This is a genomic window from Oceanobacillus rekensis (genome assembly GCF_002153375.1).
In the GTDB taxonomy this organism is placed as follows: Bacteria; Bacillota; Bacilli; order Bacillales; family Amphibacillaceae; genus Oceanobacillus; species Oceanobacillus rekensis.
Map to the genome: position 1 here is coordinate 631,720 of NZ_MTBQ01000003.1, position 18,916 is coordinate 650,635.

The 18,916-nt window shown below is 34.9% G+C and carries 20 protein-coding genes and 2 pseudogenes; 1 reads left to right on the top strand and 21 read right to left on the bottom strand.

Annotated elements, in window-relative coordinates; genetic code table 11:
- Positions 1–137: 137 nt before the first annotated feature.
- The 15 genes and pseudogenes from BV906_RS10520 to BV906_RS10580 form a co-directional block, all read right to left on the bottom strand.
- Positions 138–1,259, bottom strand: a complete 1,122-nt coding sequence (locus BV906_RS10520) for a 5-methyltetrahydropteroyltriglutamate--homocysteine S-methyltransferase (protein WP_087973468.1) — start codon at positions 1,257–1,259, stop codon at positions 138–140.
- Positions 1,260–1,398: 139 nt separating this feature from the next.
- A complete protein-coding gene (locus BV906_RS10525; RefSeq protein WP_087973469.1) occupies positions 1,399–2,313 on the bottom strand; it encodes a LysR family transcriptional regulator in 915 nt (304 codons plus the stop codon).
- 153 nt (positions 2,314–2,466) lie between these two features.
- Complete coding sequence (locus BV906_RS10530) at positions 2,467–3,963, bottom strand: MFS transporter (protein WP_087973470.1); 1,497 nt, start codon at positions 3,961–3,963, stop codon at positions 2,467–2,469.
- A 1,726-nt stretch (positions 3,964–5,689) separates the two neighbouring features.
- Complete coding sequence (locus tag BV906_RS10535) at positions 5,690–6,205, bottom strand: hypothetical protein (protein WP_087973471.1); 516 nt, start codon at positions 6,203–6,205, stop codon at positions 5,690–5,692.
- Positions 6,206–6,479: 274 nt separating this feature from the next.
- Positions 6,480–6,686, bottom strand: a pseudogene (locus BV906_RS20260) (nitronate monooxygenase); the annotation flags it as partial.
- Positions 6,687–6,696: 10 nt separating this feature from the next.
- Positions 6,697–7,284, bottom strand: a complete 588-nt coding sequence (locus BV906_RS10540; RefSeq protein WP_087973472.1) for an MOSC domain-containing protein — start codon at positions 7,282–7,284, stop codon at positions 6,697–6,699.
- 134 nt (positions 7,285–7,418) lie between these two features.
- Positions 7,419–8,452 (bottom strand): annotated as a pseudogene (locus tag BV906_RS10545) (flavin-containing monooxygenase).
- Between the two features lie 83 nt (positions 8,453–8,535).
- Positions 8,536–8,970: a hypothetical protein gene (locus BV906_RS10550; RefSeq protein WP_087973473.1), complete on the bottom strand. Its 435-nt coding sequence runs from the start codon at positions 8,968–8,970 to the stop codon at positions 8,536–8,538.
- 249 nt (positions 8,971–9,219) lie between these two features.
- Complete coding sequence (locus BV906_RS10555) at positions 9,220–9,711, bottom strand: hypothetical protein (protein ID WP_245844042.1); 492 nt, start codon at positions 9,709–9,711, stop codon at positions 9,220–9,222.
- On the bottom strand, positions 9,674–9,913 hold the full coding sequence (locus BV906_RS19870; protein WP_245844053.1) for a hypothetical protein: 240 nt from the start codon (positions 9,911–9,913) through the stop codon (positions 9,674–9,676). The genes BV906_RS10555 and BV906_RS19870 overlap by 38 nt, the downstream gene beginning before the upstream one ends.
- Positions 9,914–10,551: 638 nt before the next feature.
- A complete protein-coding gene (locus BV906_RS10565; protein ID WP_087973474.1) occupies positions 10,552–11,907 on the bottom strand; it encodes an MFS transporter in 1,356 nt (451 codons plus the stop codon).
- A 284-nt stretch (positions 11,908–12,191) separates the two neighbouring features.
- Positions 12,192–12,362 carry a hypothetical protein gene (locus tag BV906_RS19465; protein ID WP_176330314.1) on the bottom strand — a complete coding sequence of 57 codons (171 nt, stop codon included), beginning with the start codon at positions 12,360–12,362 and terminating at the stop codon, positions 12,192–12,194.
- Between the two features lie 128 nt (positions 12,363–12,490).
- Positions 12,491–12,820 carry a YczI family protein gene (locus BV906_RS19175; protein WP_245844055.1) on the bottom strand — a complete coding sequence of 110 codons (330 nt, stop codon included), beginning with the start codon at positions 12,818–12,820 and terminating at the stop codon, positions 12,491–12,493.
- Positions 12,821–13,029: 209 nt separating this feature from the next.
- The gene (locus BV906_RS10575; protein ID WP_087973475.1) at positions 13,030–13,233 is read right to left on the bottom strand and encodes a hypothetical protein; all 204 of its coding nucleotides are present in this window, start codon (positions 13,231–13,233) and stop codon (positions 13,030–13,032) included.
- A gap of 215 nt (positions 13,234–13,448) precedes the next feature.
- Complete coding sequence (locus BV906_RS10580; RefSeq protein WP_087973476.1) at positions 13,449–14,195, bottom strand: SDR family NAD(P)-dependent oxidoreductase; 747 nt, start codon at positions 14,193–14,195, stop codon at positions 13,449–13,451.
- A gap of 328 nt (positions 14,196–14,523) precedes the next feature.
- Here BV906_RS10580 and BV906_RS10590 point away from each other — a divergent pair, with 328 nt between their 5' ends.
- Positions 14,524–15,000, top strand: coding sequence for a GNAT family N-acetyltransferase (locus BV906_RS10590; RefSeq protein ID WP_087973477.1), 477 nt, complete (start codon positions 14,524–14,526; stop codon positions 14,998–15,000).
- 75 nt (positions 15,001–15,075) lie between these two features.
- Here BV906_RS10590 and BV906_RS10595 read toward each other — a convergent pair whose 3' ends face one another.
- The 6 genes from BV906_RS10595 to BV906_RS10615 all read right to left on the bottom strand — a co-directional run bounded on the left by BV906_RS10595 (position 15,076) and on the right by BV906_RS10615 (position 18,707).
- Positions 15,076–15,783 carry a DNA alkylation repair protein gene (locus tag BV906_RS10595; protein ID WP_087973478.1) on the bottom strand — a complete coding sequence of 236 codons (708 nt, stop codon included), beginning with the start codon at positions 15,781–15,783 and terminating at the stop codon, positions 15,076–15,078.
- A gap of 185 nt (positions 15,784–15,968) precedes the next feature.
- Positions 15,969–16,214, bottom strand: a complete 246-nt coding sequence (locus BV906_RS10600; RefSeq protein WP_087973479.1) for a hypothetical protein — start codon at positions 16,212–16,214, stop codon at positions 15,969–15,971.
- A 359-nt stretch (positions 16,215–16,573) separates the two neighbouring features.
- The gene (locus BV906_RS10605; RefSeq protein WP_217896384.1) at positions 16,574–17,347 is read right to left on the bottom strand and encodes a SurA N-terminal domain-containing protein; all 774 of its coding nucleotides are present in this window, start codon (positions 17,345–17,347) and stop codon (positions 16,574–16,576) included.
- 198 nt (positions 17,348–17,545) lie between these two features.
- Positions 17,546–17,770, bottom strand: coding sequence for a DUF6241 domain-containing protein (locus tag BV906_RS19470; RefSeq protein ID WP_281254132.1), 225 nt, complete (start codon positions 17,768–17,770; stop codon positions 17,546–17,548).
- Positions 17,771–17,782: 12 nt separating this feature from the next.
- On the bottom strand, positions 17,783–18,106 hold the full coding sequence (locus tag BV906_RS10610) for a hypothetical protein (RefSeq protein ID WP_087973480.1): 324 nt from the start codon (positions 18,104–18,106) through the stop codon (positions 17,783–17,785).
- Positions 18,107–18,131: 25 nt separating this feature from the next.
- Positions 18,132–18,707, bottom strand: a complete 576-nt coding sequence (locus BV906_RS10615) for a DUF6241 domain-containing protein (protein ID WP_087973481.1) — start codon at positions 18,705–18,707, stop codon at positions 18,132–18,134.
- Positions 18,708–18,916: the final 209 nt, after the last annotated feature.

The window sequence follows — 18,916 nt, forward strand, 5'->3', positions numbered from 1 at the left end:
GCCCTATTGCATAAATGGAGTAATAGACACTGGGGGAACCAATGCAACTTTTCATCGTCGCTTTTTTTACGGTTATCAGCGATGTGAAAGTAAACTTCACGTTGTTGCCCCTGCGTCCCCATGCTTCTTACTTCTAATTATTCCGCCCAAACTTTATCAGAAATACGTTTAATCAATTCTAGTTTTTTCCATTGGTCTTCATCGGTTAATTCATTTCCTTCTTCTGTTGAAGAGAATCCACATTGTGGGCTTAAGCACAGACGGTCTAGTGGCACATATTGAGATGCTTCTTTAATCCGTGCAATCACATCTTCTTCATTTTCTAACTCTGCTCTTTTTGATGTAACCAGTCCTAAGACGACCTTCTTATCCCCGGAAACATATTGAAGTGGTTCAAATCCACCCGCTCTTTCCGAATCAAATTCAAGATAATAAGCATCCACATTTTCATTTTCAAATAACTCTTTTGAAACAGGATCATATCCACCAGAATAATGCCATGTCGAACGATAATTCCCTCGACAAACATGTGTTGTGACAATTAAATCTTCCGGCTTATCAGCAAGAATACGATTATTCAATTCAACATATTCTTTTGCCAATACATCTAAATCAATCTCTTCCTTTGCTGCGTTTTCACGATAGCTTTTATCACAAAGAACCGCCCAAACAACTTCATCCATTTGGATATTACGGCATCCAGCTTCATAAAACGCGTTGAATGCTTTTTTATACGCTCGAACAATATCATCGTATAATTCCTCTTTGTTTGGATAATGTTTCCTTGTATTTTCAATATTATGTGGCTTCGTGATTTCGAATAAAAATTGTACAGCTGAAGGTAATGTTTGTCTTGCATTCACGCCTTCAGGAACGGTAGATGCTAAATAATTATAATCATCTAAAAACGGATGTGCTGAAAAGTCGATTTTCCCCGTGATACTTGCTGATTCCTTACGTGACTCAATTCCATTAAATGCAAGTCCAACTTCAGTAGCTGACTTTTCTACACCATCTAATCCCCACATAAAATCTAGATGCCACCAACTACGACGAAATTCACCATCTGTAACAGATTTAAGTCCTACTGATACTTGTTTTTCTACCAGCTCTTTAATTGCTTGATTTTCTATTTCACGAAGATTTTCGATTGACATTTTTCCTTCTTTTACTGCCTCACGTGCTTCTTTAATCGCTTTAGGACGTAGGAAAGAACCTACAATATCATTTCGGTATGGAACTGTTTGTGTAATTGTCATGTATTACCCTTCTCTCTTTTTCCTGTTTTAATTCTATTTCCATTCATCTCTCTCTTTGTTTATCTGATTAAAGAAAGTATATCATGCGATGATCAATATAGCGTAACACCTAAATTCTATCACTTTCTATAGCTTTAAACTATATCTGTGATCTTGCAAGTGCAGTTGTTTCTTTTAAATATTCAATATAGACATTGGCCAGCTTGCTGTTTGGTACATTTTTATGGGTAATATAGCCAACAGTAATTCGTTCATCCACCTTTAATGGAACTGCTATAATGTCATGGTTTAATTCTTTATCAATGACTCCTGTCGAGATTGTATAGCCATTTAAGCCAATGAGTAAGTTAAATAAAGTAGCCCGGTCACTTACACGGATATTTTTTGGTCTGGAAAGTGTGCTCAAGATCTCTTCTGAAAAGTAAAAAGAATTATAGTCCCCTTGTTCATACGAAAGATATGGGTACTCGTCCAAATCAGATAATGTTACATAATCCTGTTTTACAAGTGGGTTATTCGAGCTAATAAAAACATGTGGTTTTGCTTCAAATAATTCATGGAATTCTAAATTTCCTTCTCTAAGAAATTTAGAAATAACATTTTTATTAAATTCATTTACATATAAAACACCAATTTCACTACGCAAAGTTTTCACATCAGCAATGATTTCATATGTCCGCGTTTCTCTTAATGTAAATTCATATTCTTCCCTGTCATACTCTTTCAAAAGACGTACATAAGCACTTACAACAAAAGCATAGTGCTGGGCAGATACAGAGAATTGCTGTTGGGACGGTTGAGCAATAGCATAGCGGTTTTCAAGAAGTTCTGTCTGTTCAAGTACCTGCCTTGCATAACCTAAAAATTCTGAGCCTTCGGTAGTAACCATAATTCCCTTATTGGTCCGAGAAAAAATGATAATTCCCATTTCCTTCTCCAACTCTTTAATAGCATTTGAAAGGCTTGGCTGACTAATAAACAACTTCTGTGCCGCTTTGCTAATGGACCGACTTCTCGCCACTTCAATCACATATCTTAATTGTTGAAACGTCATTTTAAATCCCTTTCTTTCATTTCATTTATTATTCCGAATTATACACATCTATTTCATTTTCATCTATCTTTATCTAAAATAAATTAAAAATGGTGCCTGCCCCACTGCTGTTTAAGCGAAGTGGAACAGGCACTATTAATTAAAGTTTTATAGCTATTTATCAGACTCTTTTGCAGCAGCCTTTTTCTCTTTCGCTGTAGTAATCTGCTCTCTTACCCTTGTAATCTCTGTTTGAATTTCTACCATTTTCTTATCATCAAGGCCATAGAATTTCATAGCGATGAGTGAGATAATCCAACCAAGAATCGGAATACCGAATATTAGAATCAAGGTCGCGATAAGTAATGGAGTTGTTAATGCCTCTCCTAATTGTGGGAACTCATCCTTGTAACCAATCATTGCAACAACAATACCAACAAGTGCTGGTGCCATTGCAGACATCACTTTATCGATAAAGGAAAAAATAGTTCCCATCATACCTGGTACAAATCTGCCTGTTCGATATGTTTCATAATCAGCTACGTCAGCAATCATTGGAATAACAATTGCAGGTGTTAACGTCTCAATACCACGAAGCAAGCAATAGAGAACTAAAAATAGTATCGTAGCAAATCCAATATTTTCAAGTGAGATTACACTTGGATCAACAAGCAAGAAGAGTGCCATTAGAATGGCCGCTGTGATTAACCCTACCCATGTAGCTTTGACTAATGCATTCTTTAAGCTTGTTTTCGAAGCTAACCGAACACCTAGTATAGTAATTAACAGACTTGGTACAATTGTAATCATTGAAAAAGTACCGCTAAGTGCATAGTCCCCTAATACAATCCCGAAGAACATAATATAGACTGCTGGCTGTCTAAGCACCATGGTTGCAACTTTATCTGTGGAAGCAGCGATAACTAACATTTGTAACGGTCTGTTTCCTTTCAGAATCGGCCAGTAATCACGGAATCTTGTTTCTACATTTTCACCAGCAAGTCCAAAGTATTCTTTCCTATCTCTACCCTTAATTGCAAACACTGCCAAGATTGTAAATAAACCAGCTAAAATTATGGCAAACATATTCAATTCCGTAAATAGAGCCATCGTAAAATCACCATGTTTAGCTACTAGATAATTGGCTACGAAAACTTGTCCACCAGTGAATACTACAATATTATATGCTGCATCGAATGCACTGAACAGTGGACGTTGTTTCGGATCATTCGTCAGAACGGTTTGTGCTGCTTTCGTACATGCTGTCTGGAATGTATAACCGATAATGTACAAGGCATAAACCAAAATGAAGAATGGTAATTGCCATACTTCTGGCAATAAATGTGTGACATTGTACATAATTAAAACGGAACTAGCTAGAATAACGTTCCCAATAACCATCATTGGCCGGAACTTACCAAATTTGGATTCTGTTTTATCAATAACGAATCCAATGATTGGGTCAGTGACAGCATCAAGTACTCGACTAAGCCCGATAACTGCACTAACTGCTACAACAGTCAGTCCAGCAATTCCTGTCGCATAATAGGCAACGAATCCGATAATGAATAAATACATATTTGTAGCTGTATTATTTAGGGCAAATAATCCAATCTGCCATATCTTTGCAGAATTATATTGATTGTTGTTTTCAATTGCTGTATTCGACATTGTTGTTTCCCCCTTGAGTATATTCTTATAAGTGCTTCTGTTGATAGATTTCCAATGGGTATTACAGTCCGTAATAAATGAAAGCGAATACGTCCATTAAGTAACAACTGGACGTGGCTGTTCATATCTAAGCAAATTTACTGCCCTTTCTATACTTTCCCACCCTTTGAAAAATTCAAAAATCGTTGTTTGAATAACCCTGCCCCAATCTACTATTCTACCTCAATGAATCTTCTTGCCAGTAATCAATAAAATAAAATATAATAACAAATCCCCATTTTTAAAAAGTTAATCCCCGATCCCCTGATGTTTCAAAGATTATCATTACAATCAATGATTCTCTTAATTTCTGAAACAATTGTATAAAATATAGATAAAATCCCCCTTTTGTTACTAGCGCACATAACTTGATATGATTTATCTACAAAATAAATAACGCTTACAATTTGTACTTTTTAAACAATATTTTGTTCGGTAAACAAACTATCAATACAAAAAATTATAACTGAAAGCGTTTTAATAATCAAGTACTATTTCACCGGAAACATGGGGACATTCTCTTGCTTCCATTCCAGCTGATCTTTCCGGCTACATATAGAGGAATCGTATAACGGGGGGTATTTGGTGAAGAAACTAATATGGATTCTCTATGCGTGCATATTAAGCTATTCATCTGAATAAATAACTTACTCTTTAAAGTTATCTTTCATTAAATTTAGCATTATAGCAATAAGAACAGCAAGCCAAATCGGAAAAGTTACAATAATCCAGGTAAATAAATCCATCAAAATTTCTCCTCGCTCTATGAAGTGGAAGAGTCCGACAAGAATTCCATCTAGCTAACATAAGAAACATCAAATATCAAAAGGTTAACCCGAAATAACGGGTTAACCTTCTTTAACTCAAGCAGCCCTTTAATTAAAAAATACATAGAATTCCTAACCTTATTACTCAACTTTCACACCAATAAAATTGGTTCTAACAAGTAACTGAGGTAAACATATAATGGGACTACTAATATCCTAGCCAGAGTTGAGATAAACTACGAAGTAACGTCTAATTTTTTAGATCAGAAGCCCCAAAAATCAAACAGGCTCTTAGGCAACCGCAGCCCGTATAGCGTTTGCCGGTAACAGAATTGTTTACCTGAAAAAAGGGAAAAAAATTCTTCGACAGGAGCTTCACCAGTCCGGGTGAGCGGAGGGCGGTGACTCCTGCGGGAAAAGCACGTGTCCGAAGACCCCGCAGAGTGGTCTTCTCGAGGAGGCTGAGGCCGTGCCCTAAGGTGCGCATCCGCCCGCAGCGATCCCGAACGGCGGCAAAAACACTCATCTTCTTAAGGATGGAAGAAAGTCACGCTACAGTTACTTCGCACTTTATATAAAATCTGAAGTAAGAAAAGTAACGAAATAATGAAGGGTCTACATGTATCCAGACAGCTGAGTGCAAAAGGTTCATCCAAAGTCAACTTGAGCAGTTATCACGAGCCCTCCTAATTCTGCCAAGGATAATTTATCCATTTCATTCTGCGAAAGTTGAGTTATTAGAAATAGAAAAGACAATCAAATTCTGATTGTCTTATTTAAGTGAAGTTATAATAGTAAATGAAGGTCTTGGTAATGGCAATAAAATGGGATAGATACAGAAATGTTTATATTCCTATATCTTGCTTACTATCTGCATTTTTGTAAAAGTCTACATTAAACTTCTTCAAAATCCAGCTTTATTATAGTAATCGTTGGTCAATCTGATTTTGTCTAAATTCTTTTAGTGATGGTTCCGTTCCAAAAGGTATAAGTTCCTTCAGTTTGTCTGTGTTATACTCCGCATTATTTTGTCTTCCCAATGTCTTATATCTTATTTCGAATTCTTCTTGGAATTCATGCATCTTTGTTTCCGAAGATGCCTGTTTCATCCCGAATATCCATGTTTCAAAGTCGTTCATTCCTCTATCAATAATACCGGATAGATCTTCCAATGATTGAGTCAGCTCCACCAAACAATCCAGTCCATTGTTTAAAACAATTCCTTTTTTCTTAGCTTTATCAACAGAGTGTTCAAGCCTGTAAAAATTCTCATTGTAATGAAATTCAACAAAGCAACTCGTACGATCCCAATTGAAATTGTAATCATCAACCTTTAAACCTTTCATGACACGAGTAAGTTTTTTTTCATACATGCCTTGCTCATGATTTGGTAGCCAATTTTGTAATTTTCTTATAATAAGATTCTTCTTAAGCATATCGTTCACCTTCCTAATTTAAATTCGGCTAGTGTTGCGAGACAATGACCTTATACTAATCATTTCTACAAAGTGAACGAAATTCCTTTATTAATCGTATTACATTTATCGACTATTTTTTCAATATCATTAAAAATATAAAAAAGAGCATTACCCTTGTTCCGGTAATGCATCCTTTCGTTGAAGAAGATTTCTACATTGTATTCTCTAATAAAAAATGGTTGCAACAGCGACCATTTTTGATTCACTTATTGTCAATAAAAATAATAAAAAATTATAAATGGGTCTGCTCTCCGATAATATCGCCTAAGCGGCTCAATCCTTTTTCTGACGTAAGAATTATCTCATCAAATAACTGGAATATCGTTAATAAGGCCAATTCTTTCAGATCTTCGTAGGTTGCTCCTTCCTGTTCACGTTCGATAATATCAAATGCAAAGTCAGTTTTAAGGACTCTACCCGGTGCACCTAATGTTCTCTTAGATAAATTATTATAGGGCGGTAAGTTTATTTAGCCTGTTTACCAGAGGTTCTTTCCACTCATCAGCCAATTCTTCAACAACTAATAATCTTTTTATTCCTTCAATATCTTTTTGTTTATGAAAATAAATCTCATTTCCATAAAGAATCGATACTTTTTTAGGGTGCGATTCCAACAATGTAATTTTAGAATCTTTTCGTACAATACCTTCTTCTAAAACACGACATAAATAACCAGTAAAACCTGTTTGTACCATCCTTTTTAGAAGAGTAGGATGATTCGTTCGCTTTGTAATTGTACTACACGGAATTCTACCTTGAGTAACCTGTATAATAGCTTCTCCAAGTTGAAAAATATCTCCAACACAAACATCTTTTTCCAACATATTCGTTACTGTTAAATTTTCACCGAAAGTTGAGGGTGGTAGAGGGTTACCAAGTTCTTTTTCCCACAGAAAATAATGTTCATACGGGTAAACACATACAGCACGATCTAGACTCCCGTGATTCTTTAAGTCTCCAACCCCATTTCCATACATAATTTTTTTCGGTAACCCTATTGAAAAATTTTTTAATTCTATTGCTTTACTATTTATCATTGTAATACTACCCACTTTTTCTTATTATCTTTAAAAAACCGCATTGATGATCTCGTTGTTATATTAAACTGCCAGTTACTAAAAAGATCCCCGCTACTTATCGTAGTAACGGGTGCTTAGTTGAAGAAGAGTTATTAGCTAACTATTTGGGTTATAATATATTCTGCATCAAATCCTACACTTTGTAGTAAGGCTGAGCCACGTCGATACTGCCAGGGTAAACCAATGAAATACAATCCCTTAATAGTTGAGATACCTCGATTATGTACAACTTTTCCTTCCTCAGTTATAGCGTCATTTATCTTTAGCCAAGAAAAGTCTGTTTTAAAACCCGTAGCCCATATGATATTGCTAACTTCTAGAGTTGATGTATCCTCAAAAGTTACCTTGTTTTGTTCGCAACCAGTTACTCTTTTTTTTATGATTACTTCTTTATTTTTAATTGCATTTTTTAATTCAATTCGAATATGGGATCCCCCTTCTGTTGAAGCAATTTTCCTATTAGCGAAGTATGGTTTACCTTTAAAATACCTAATTTGTCAAACCACGAAAAGATGCTTTTTCTTCCTACGGTCAAAGGTAAGTATTTTAAATTCCTGCTACAAGCTAAATATGTTTGCCTTTGTTTAGATAATTCGGCGGCAATTTGAGCACCACTATTGCCGCCGCCTATTACAAGAACATTTCCATCTATCAACTGGCCAGGATTCTTATACTGAGAGGAGTGAAGTTGTTTAACGTTATGTGGTAACCCCCTTGAGAATGGAGGAATGCTTGGGGTTTGAAAAGGTCCAGTTGCGATAACAACATTTTTTGCTTGGTATTCTCCTTTTTTAGTTTTTATTAAGAAATTACCGTTTATCCTGGAGACATTTATAACTTCTGTATTAAATTGAATAGGAATTTTAAATTGATCTGCATATTTTTTTAGATAAGAAACAATCTCATCTTTGGTTGGAAAGCCTTGTTTTTCTCCTTCAATAGGCATCCCAGGTAAAGAGCTATAAATTCGAGGTGTAAATAAAATTAAAGAGTCGTATCTCTCTTTCCAACTTTCTCCTACCTCATTGCCTTTATCAATAAGGATAAATTTTTGCTTGGACTGATTTAAATAATAACCTGCTGAAAGACCTGCTTGTCCAGCTCCTATCACAATTGTATCGTACATTTTTAAATCCCTCCCTACTTTTTTCTTAAACTAATCTTCCTAGTTAGCGAAAAAGCGACTGCCCCTTGTTCAGCCCGCAGCAGTTAGTTCAACTTCTCCAAAATTAAATAATCTTTTGTTTTAGATATTGGTATACTGTATTCGTTAGCGAAACCAATCAAATCGTTATAAATTTTTTCTGGATAAAAATTAGAAATTCGAAAATTAAAGCCATTGTTGTTTTTCACGATTACACATTTCTTTCCCCATCCAATACGTTTAAATTTCATACTATCAATTTGTTTATGGTCAACCTCTTTATTGTAAACTGCAAATATAAATATAAGGATTTGAAAAGTCATGGAACCTTCTGCCATCTTAAACTTAAAATTGACAAAGATTGATGCAAGGATAAATATTGAAAAAGGTATTAAAAAATAATACATTGTAGGATAATCTGTATTAGTAAACATTGCCCATACAGCCCATATAAAGATAAGAAGCTGAACAACTCTTTGTGTTTTTGCACTGTAAGTCAATTCTCCACCCCCTACCTAACAGTAAAAAATCCTATTTAAGTAACCTGTCCGATAGCTCAATACCTTTTTTTATTTAATATAACATAATATTCCTGATATAAATTTGAAAAAGAAAAGACAATCAGACTTTAATTGCCTTGTTCGACTCTTGCACCACTTTGTTCAACAAGGTACACAGTTTTATTACTTTTTTGACTCCCAAGTGGATACTAAAAAAAGAGCCATATTTTTTTCATGAATATAACCCCTTTAATTTTTGTATTGTTCTCTTTCAATTTTTTCTTCCAATTCTCCTGTTATTGCATTGTACATCAAGTAAATCATGCTTTTCTTTGTCTCATCCCAACCAATAACCATCACAAGCGGAAAGTTTTTTTTCGGGTCTTTCGTGAAACCAAAATTATAACCTTTAGCAAAAGTGTCTCCTGGATATATCTTGGTGATTTTTTGACTCTTTTTTAGTAATTTAGGTGTATCATACTTAAATTCTTTAACATTAGAGATAAAGTAATTCTCAGGCATACTATCTAATTCATTAGGCAAATGTGTTTCTCCCCATACTTTTCCATCCCGGATAGTTACTACATACCAATCTGTCTTATTTGGTATACCAAATTGGATGTTCCAATGTTTCCTTCTACCTTCCATTCCTGTTTGCGTTTCATCTCTATCAACGCTACTCCCGTTATATAACATCGCTTCTTTATTCCACTTTAGTGCTTCTTTTTGTGCAAGTCTCAATCGCCTCTTTTAATGTTAAGCTCATTTCTGTGTCAGAGGAAGAAGTAGCCCTGAGTGCATTTAATAGTTCATCTTTATCTTTAATAGATGTTTCCTCTAAGTGATTTATTTTCGGACATTCTGCATCTGGTTGTGCATAATTATGGCTTGGTAAAAAGGTAATAAAAGTGATTAGAATTGCTATTACACTTAAATATTTCATAAACTTCACCTCTGTACTAATATCCCAACACACTCTATCCTTATTCCACAACCTGCCAAATAGCTAACTGGTGCTTCCCTTTAAGCACCAGTTAAAACAATAAGACTTTAGTAATCTTATTAGTGAGATTTCGATTTCAATTTAATAATAATTTCACTAATAAACCCCACTAATATCCCAACAGCGATTGGTGTTAGAGAAATCTCAAAATATGGTAATGAAATATCAAATACAAGAAAATCTATATCGGCAATATTGCCTATCAAATAAAGCAAAATTATCGTTCCAAGTGAGGCAATTAACGGAATTCAAAACGGTTTTTTCACAAACTCCCTCCTTTTATATTCAATATACTATTTAAAAAATTTACGTTTCAGATAATCATTATGTTTCATCTTTAATTAAATTAAACTGCCCGTTATTTTAAGTACATAATTTCACAAAGTTATCTCACCATATATTAGTAAAATTTAAAAAACTCAGCGATATCCTTGTCATTTTAATAATAAAAGCCGTCTAAATTTAAATTTAGACGGCTTTTATTTGCCATTTTATCAGTCAATTTTAATGTCATTTGAGTAGTATCTTTGAAAGTGCACCTCAAAACGGAACCCTTTACTTTATGTTGATCTGCTTTTTTAACTATAATTCTTTCTTCTCTCATACACCGTAACATAGAGCATGCCTGGAACCAACACAACAGCAACAACCACTAATACAATCGCCATTGTACTCATATTTCCTACGTTCATTCCTGACGCAAACGCAACGCCATAAATACTCGAAGCCAATATATTTCCAATAAATCTCGATGTCATAAGCAGTCCAGACGCAATTCCACTTTCCGCGGGCTCAATAAATCTATACAACAGATTTTGCAGTCCAATATTCTGTATCCCATTACTAATCCCCGTAACCGCAAGCACGACACCAATCCAGACTAAAGGTGAATTATCCTTAACAGTAAATAACAAGACTACACCCACTAATCCGATTAGAACACTGGTTAGTAACGGAATTCGAAATCCTGCCCGCTCCATCCATCTAGTGGCGATAGGTGTCAGGATCATTGCAAAAATAGAAAGCGAAAGCATCACGATTCCCGCTTGTTGAGAGCTTGCACCTAACACAATTTGAATAAATGTTGGGAAGCTTAACAGTACTGCAAAGAATATTACGGTTGATAAAATGTACTGAACAAAGATAACTGCCACATTCAAGTTTTTCCGGAAGAAATTCACATTGATAAACGGTTCATCTCTTCTTTTCTCATACATATAGAAAACAATCGTTAGTACAATCGCAAGAATCAATGTTCCAATTTGAACACGTTGCTCGAGTCCAAGTAAAAAGATCATCCAACACGTAATAAATAAACTAAATAACAAAATTCCAAATCCATCTAACTTATAGGATAGCCCCGTGTTTTTCTTATCTTTCGGGATAAACATCAACGTTAATCCAATTCCAATTGCTAGTATCGGCAAATTCACATAAAAAAGAATTGGCCAGCCCCCGAATTGAATGAGCATACCTCCAATCGTTGGCCCAAATGCCGCAGACGTTGTTGCAAAAACAGCTAATGTTCCAATCACCCGGTTTTGATTATGCTGGATTGTATTACGAATAATCCCAACACCAGCTGGAAAGAGTGCCGAGGTACCAATTGCTTGAATCCCACGTATCGCAAGTAACACAGGCAAATTCGGAGATAATGGTGCCAAAATGGATGACACCACCACTAGCCCAAGACCAATTAAGAAGATCAATTTCCTTCCATAAATATCACTCAATTTCCCAATTAACGGTGTAAAGATGGCACTAATAATAAAATAAGAAGCAATTAACCATGAAATACCTGCCGAACTCAAGTCAAAATCCTTTTGAATTGCTGGTAATGCTACTGTAATCATCGTTGTATTTAACGGGTTAAGGATTACGCCCAATGATACAGCTAGTATAATCATTTTTTCATTTTTCTTCCTCAAAGTCATTCCGAGTCTCCTCTATGATGGTACTATTCCTTAATTTTAGCACAACGACATCATGAGTAGACAATATTAATCCTGTCTCCCTTATCCATAAAACAGGAAAAGGGGCAGTAGATTGGTTTCTTGTCCTGCCTGCCTCCCTCTGCCCCGTGAAACTGATTATTCATACCATTTGTTTATTTAATGTCGTTCGCTTCAGTCGGTTTATATCTGCTCTGGTGATAAACCACAATCAGTGGAATATTCTGACTAAATCACGATTGACTGACGTTTCGCACCATTTCATATTAATTTTTATTATTCTCCTCCAACTCACTGACTCTAATTTTAAGCTCTGAAATCTGTTCTTTTAATTCATTAAATGGTTTTTTAATTCTTTGTGTTAAACCTCCAATAATACCAATTACAGCTATAATAACCACTAGAATAGCTACAACAAACATAATGATTAGTTCCACAGTCGACCTCCTTATAATGCTACTGTATTTTGTTGATTGACTCCAATTTATAAAAAAGCATAATATTCAAATAAATCAATTGAAGAAAAAAGCGATCATTTTTATGACCACCCTATTTTACTCTTGCATCAGTAGCTCCATAAAAATGTTTGAATGGATACAAATAATGTAAATAAAAAGGCAACAATAAATAACCATCCATATGTTCTTCGCTCTCTTCTGAACTCATCTAGTCCCATTACAAACATCAATAAGCTTATGAAAAATGTCATAAATGGTTGGAACTCAAAATTTCCTGTAATTAGTCCATAAGCAGCAAATATTAGAATGATGGCACTTAAAATAATTCTTGTTATTTTGAATCCAATTATTTCTTCATTTTGTTTATACTTTATATGTAATCCTTTATTAGATAAAAGAATAATAACAATCACAATTATTCCTATAAGCACCCACACTAAAATACCTCCTGCTTCTATTACCTCTTATTAAACTCTCTTGCCGGACAAATCAACAGTCTTTTATTTAACATTAACATAATATTCCTAACATTATTAGTATAAATCGATAAGAAAAATTAGAATCTTTCAATAAATGAAAGGACCCCCATTCAGGGAGTCCAATGCATGCCATAAAGCCTCTGTTAAAGGTTAAACTTTACTTCATTCTAATCTCTTGTTTTGGAGTCGCGTTTATCGTCATCGGTATCTCTCTCCATCTTGGTGTCCAACTCGTCACCAACAGCACCTGCAGCAGCACCAAATGGATCAAGAGCAGTAGCTATGTTATCTCCTGGAACAACACCTACGCCACTTCCTACTGCCTTGAAAGCATTGTTATCGTCACGTTTGCGTTTGTTGTTATCAGCCATCTATTTCACTCCCTCGTTTTTTATAGGGAAGTACTAAAGTTTCTGTAGCACTGTCCAGTAACCTATTTTGTCCAATAGTTACAAATTTACGAGGAAGAATTAATGAGCAGCATTTGTATTTTTTTCTTCCTTTCACTCTACTGCCACGTTATCTAAAGAGACGGTCGTATATTGACGATTTCCTTATTGTATTAAAGCATCCGTTAATTAAATATTTACTCATCTGAAGTACCCAGTGTCATTCCACCGTCTACAACAATTTCTGTACCCGTACAATACGAGCTTTCATCTGAAGCAAGGAATGCTACAGCTCGCGCAATTTCAATTGGTTGTCCAATACGTCCTAAAGGGACTGAATCGTAATAAGCAGGAACCTGTTGGCCTTCAGTAGCCATTGTTGTTTCGACTCCACCTGGATGGACCATATTTACTCGAATGCCTTTTGGTCCTAATTCAATAGCTGCAGCTTTGGACATTGCAACCACAGATGCTTTTGTCGCAGCATAAACAGAGGATTGGCTAATTGGAGCAAATGCAGAAATCGATACATTGTTTATTATGGAGCCTTTTTGCTGCTTTTCCATTTGTGATATAACTGCTTGCATCCCCATAAAAACACCAAGTTGATTGATATTAATCAACTGTCGATAATCATCTAGGGTTGTCTCCGTAAATGGTTTGCGTTTTAGAGCACCAGCATTATTCACTAACACATCAAGCTTACCGAATTTATTTATGACCTTATCAACCGCTGATTTCCACTCTAATTCTTTTGTGACATCTAATTGAACTGGAATAGCCTGGTCTTCTCCAATCATCTTAGCCACTATTTTAGCCTCATCATAGTTTCGAGCACCAATGGCTACTATAGCCCCCAGTGTTGCAAGGTGCTGAGCAATAGCTTTTCCCTGTCCTCGATTAGCCCCAGTGACAAGAATGACATGGTTGTTTAAACTCGCCATATCCTCACTCCTTTTTTAAATCATATAAAGCTCTATTTTCATCTAGGTTTGCACTTATTACCATCATCGATTTAAGAATTTCATTTATTTCACTATCCATAAATCCATTAAACAATTGATTTATTTGTTCATCTAACTGGATATTAATTTTATCCAGTCGGTCCTCTCCCTAATAATGTCTTTATCCATTATTTCTCCTTTTGTTGACTAAGTCCATTTTTAACATTAACATAACTGCATACCTAAAACGTGGACTAAGTCAACGTTCTAAGGATACGATTTAAATTTGGTTTTAATCTTATTGGGAATTAATTGAAGGAGATAGTATATGATTATTCGAGAAATTAAAAAGCAAGACAATAAAATGGTAAAAGAATTAATACAACGTTCATTAAAATCACTTGGCTTAGCGATTCCTGGTTCAGCTTATTTTGATCCTCAACTTAACGACCTTTACCAATACTATAATAATTTAAAACATGCGAACTACTGGGTAGTAGAAATGGAAGGAGAAGTTATTGGTGGAATTGGGATAGCACCGTTTCACGAACATGAAAAAGTTTGCGAATTGCAAAAGCTATATTTAAGTCCAAAGACACAAGGTTTAGGATTTGGAAAGAAGCTAATGGAAACAGCTTTGTCATTTGCCTCTACACATTATGAAAAGTGCTACTTAGAAACGATGCATGAATTAGAAACTGCATGTATATTATATGAAAAATTTGGGTTTATACTCTTACATGAACCACTACCAGGCTCTGACCATTCAGCTATGGATGCGTGGTATATGAAAGAATTGAATTAACCATAAAAACTCATTAAATCAATTAAAAGAGCGTCAAACCGTCGTTGGATCAACAATCCTTATAAGTTGCTAATTTTAACATCTTACATATTTGCGTTTGAAACCTAGCTTACCTTTATCCATTTGTTTTTGAATACTTTCATGAGCGTTTAGGAAACTGCTTTTTTTCTTTTCTCTTTTGACTTCTACTATACCTACTTCTGTTGCGGTCTCCATTGCCTTTTCATTTAGTTGTGAATATGAAATCCCCACGGTGTATAGAAAATTATTCATCGCAGATTTCGTTCGTTCTGGCGAATCATGTATCGTATTTTTTATTGTTTCGAGCATATTAGAAATCTTGCTTTCAGAAAATTCACTGTCTGGGCGATTCCCTAAGAGCCAACAGTAACAACTCCAGCCCGCTGACATTCTCAGCTCCTCACCGCTTGTAATCCATTTATCGGCAATGTCCCCGGCAATGTCTGACTCAGATAATGTTACTGCTACCACATAATCGGATAGCATATAAAAATATGCTCCATCCATCCAAGCGTCAAAATCTGACTCTGTCATCGCTTTTGGATCTGCAATAATACCTGCAAAGTACATTGCATCATAGTTACCTGTAGCATATAGCTCGTCAGCTAAGCGTTGATTTATTTTTATTTTCTTTGCGATTGGTTTCATAGCACCTGTAGCCACACCATAAAGTGGCTCGTGTGCACCATTGGATATGTACATTTTTTTCATTCTTTCCTTGCCCAAGGCATCAAGCTCTCGCATAACTGTTTCAAAATCCATCTTTTGTATTTCCTTCCTTATATTTATTTCCACTTAATTTCAAAAAACTCTTCTATTACTTTATTAAAGCGTCCATCCTATTGTTGTAATTCACCCGTTTGCTAAATAAGAAAACAATATTTTTTACTTTTACTCGTTAATATTTAGTGTCTTATAATACCAGTTAATATATAAGCCTACTGTTATTATTTTTTTACGATTTTATTCGGGATAAAATAAGCAATTGTTGCAGAAATAAAGGCAAAAACTAATGTAAGTAAATAATGATTGTTACCACTTTTAATAACAACTTCTTGAGAGAGATTAGCACTCGTATTCCAAGCCTCTGTTATATCCGGAGTATACATAAATGTAAGTAGCAATCCAGATATAACTTGTAATAATGAAAATAGTAATAGAAAACTAATTGCAAATATAATATATTTTTTCATTGTAGACACTCCCAGCATTTTAACGTCTATACTTTCCTACGAATTAGAAAGAAAGGAGTTTCACTATCCACTAAATTGCCCTGTTAATTGAAAATAAGGGGGTCCCTTATTTAAGTAAAGCACGAAATAGTTAAAGAAGTTAAGTTCATTTGCTTATAATAGGCTTAATAATTTTGCTTCAATCAACTATTGTTGCTTGTAGGATATAGTTATATCTCTTTAATAAGTTGTTTTGGCATCTATTCTTCCAATATTTTTGAAAGGCTGAGTTTTATTTAGCTTTATGCTCGAACATAGATTAGGTATCAAATAAAAGTTAAAAACCAGGCCTGAGATAAAGAAGACCTGGTAAAAAGTTATTATAAGTTAACAGTGACATCTGCGTTATTACGTAGTTTCTCAACTAGCGTTTGAGTTGCTTCCCCTTCTTTTTGCATCTTTAGCTGTTCTTCAAGATTTGGTTTCATTTCCTCAAAAGAAGGGATTTCTGATTCGTCTCCAGCCATTTCCTCTTGTTGCGCTACCATCTGGTCATAAGTTTCTTGTAACTCTTCCTCTGTTGGCTGGGTGTCTCCAGCCTCCTCAGTAATAAGCTTATTGACTATTACTTGGGTTTCAACTTGAGACATTAATTCTTCTTCATCGATTCCTTGTGCTTCAAAAGCGCTCATGAGCTCTTCTTTTGATTCAAGCTCATTTTGTTCCATTAATCCATCCATTATTTCATCTATATCTTCTTCTGATGCAGCAATTTCACGATTGTTTGCTTCCTTTATAAGAAGTTCCGTACCAATCATACTTTCTGCAACCTGTTTTTTTAATTGATCCTGGTCAACCTCTTGCCCAGTCATTTGTGATTGCATTGCCATTTGTTGAAATTGCCCTTGGTAAGTGGCTTCAAATTCTTCTTTTGGTATTTCTTCTCCATCTACTACTGCAACAACTTCAGGAAGACCCTCTAAGTCTGCTTCAGGCATTTCTGGCTGTTCTGCAGTTTCTCCGTCATCTTGTGTTTCTTCTTGTGTTTCCGTTTGCTCATTATTTTCTTCGCCTGACTCGTCTCCGTCACTACATGCTGTTATTACGAATAAAGATACAGCAAGGAATAAACCTAGTAACCATCTTTTACTCAAAATAATCTTCCTTTCCTTTATATTTCGTGCAAGTGTAACATAACTCAAGTGGTAATTCATAATATTAAAATGAATCTTATTATTTTTCTTCACCATGTTATTTGAATATAAGCATAGCTTCAAAATCTCCCTTATATTTTGCCCAGCTTCTTAAACAAACCTGCCATTTAACAGAATAAGAACCATCAATTTAAGGGTCTATTGTTTACTCTCTTTATATACCTTCTCTTCCTCTGCATTCAATATACCAGTTGCTTTTCCGATTGTTCCATTTTGCATATTCCAGATCGCATTATGGTCTTGATCTACTCTTGAAAAATCACCATCTGCCCACCGTTCTAAAATATCTCGGTAAACATCCTCATTACTCACATCTGTTTTCTCCAGACTAATCAACAACCAATTAATTCGTTCTTCGGTTATTTCATAAAATCCCTATTTTTCCTCTGCTTTTACCTTCTGATGGCTCATTCCATGGATATATTCTTGATAATCAACATCTGTTAACTCACCCTCATTTTTTCTTTCACCAAACAGGTTTAATCCTTCTTCTTTAAATTTTTCTATTTTCTCATCATCTACAACACCGCTTGCATTTTCTCTGGCATTCCCCTCTGTGGTTTCTTCTGGAGATTCCTCGGATAACTCCGGCTCTTTATCTTCTGTAACAGTATTTAATTCGGTGTAAATGAAATAACCAGAAACACCCAATACAATAAACAATAAAATCACCAAAATAATTAATACCTTTTTATACATCTAATTCCTCCAAATTTTATAAATATTAATATTTATTCTTCGTTTCACTTAAATCTATTCTATTTTCTATATAATCTTGTTCTTCTTCTGGACTTAAAGTATCCGTTGCTTCCCCTCTTTCACTGGATTCCATACCTGATTTCTGGTAAACAGAATTGTGATCGTTAACGACCTCTGAAAAATCCCCATTATCCCAACGCTGTAATAATTCCATATATGAATCATCAAAAGAAGAAAGTTGTGCTGCATCTATTAACCAATCTATTCGTTCATCTGTTATTTCATAGAAAAATGATTTTTGCTCTGCTTTCACTTTCTGATGTGACATATAATGAATATATTTCAAAAAGGTTTCTTCCTCTAATTCCTCCTGTGAAATAACATCCCCAAATGGATTGGGTACCTGTCCTTCTCTTTCTTCATTCGGTTTATTATTCGCATATTCTATTAACTGATTAACATCCATATTCTCTAATTCTTCTTCATCAGAAATTATTGTTTGTTCATCTTCTACAAGCCCGTCCATCTGCGAAAACAAAAAATAAAAAGCTCCAATAATCGCTAAAAAAACAAAAAATAATATTACTATTCTCTTAAACATCAAATCCCCCTAACCAAATATTTATATCTTCAATGAGATAATAGTAAAGGCAATAACTACCATTTACAAGCATAAAAAAGAACAGACTAGGACTCTTGGAAAATCGGTTCATCTAACATCATCAGAACCACCACAAGAAATTCCAAAGCATACTTTGATGAAAATTTTAATTCGATGGTTCAACCGGATAGGACAAATTCTGTCTATTA

What these genes read in the sequence shown, in the direction of transcription:
- BV906_RS10535 (WP_087973471.1), bottom strand. Translation starts at nt 6,205, where the DNA reads ATGCTTAAGAAGAATCTTATTATAAGAAAATTACAAAATTGGCTACCA.
- BV906_RS10565 (WP_087973474.1), bottom strand. Translation starts at nt 11,907, where the DNA reads ATGACTTTGAGGAAGAAAAATGAAAAAATGATTATACTAGCTGTATCA.
- BV906_RS10600 (WP_087973479.1), bottom strand. Translation starts at nt 16,214, where the DNA reads ATGAAAAAATATATTATATTTGCAATTAGTTTTCTATTACTATTTTCA.
- BV906_RS10590 (WP_087973477.1), top strand. Translation starts at nt 14,524, where the DNA reads ATGATTATTCGAGAAATTAAAAAGCAAGACAATAAAATGGTAAAAGAA.
- BV906_RS10610 (WP_087973480.1), bottom strand. Translation starts at nt 18,106, where the DNA reads ATGTATAAAAAGGTATTAATTATTTTGGTGATTTTATTGTTTATTGTA.
- BV906_RS10615 (WP_087973481.1), bottom strand. Translation starts at nt 18,707, where the DNA reads ATGTTTAAGAGAATAGTAATATTATTTTTTGTTTTTTTAGCGATTATT.
- BV906_RS10530 (WP_087973470.1), bottom strand. Translation starts at nt 3,963, where the DNA reads ATGTCGAATACAGCAATTGAAAACAACAATCAATATAATTCTGCAAAG.
- BV906_RS19870 (WP_245844053.1), bottom strand. Translation starts at nt 9,913, where the DNA reads ATGAAATATTTAAGTGTAATAGCAATTCTAATCACTTTTATTACCTTT.
- BV906_RS10540 (WP_087973472.1), bottom strand. Translation starts at nt 7,284, where the DNA reads ATGATAAATAGTAAAGCAATAGAATTAAAAAATTTTTCAATAGGGTTA.
- BV906_RS10580 (WP_087973476.1), bottom strand. Translation starts at nt 14,195, where the DNA reads ATGGCGAGTTTAAACAACCATGTCATTCTTGTCACTGGGGCTAATCGA.
- BV906_RS10595 (WP_087973478.1), bottom strand. Translation starts at nt 15,783, where the DNA reads ATGGATTTTGAAACAGTTATGCGAGAGCTTGATGCCTTGGGCAAGGAA.
- BV906_RS10520 (WP_087973468.1), bottom strand. Translation starts at nt 1,259, where the DNA reads ATGACAATTACACAAACAGTTCCATACCGAAATGATATTGTAGGTTCT.
- BV906_RS10575 (WP_087973475.1), bottom strand. Translation starts at nt 13,233, where the DNA reads ATGGCTGATAACAACAAACGCAAACGTGACGATAACAATGCTTTCAAG.
- BV906_RS10525 (WP_087973469.1), bottom strand. Translation starts at nt 2,313, where the DNA reads ATGACGTTTCAACAATTAAGATATGTGATTGAAGTGGCGAGAAGTCGG.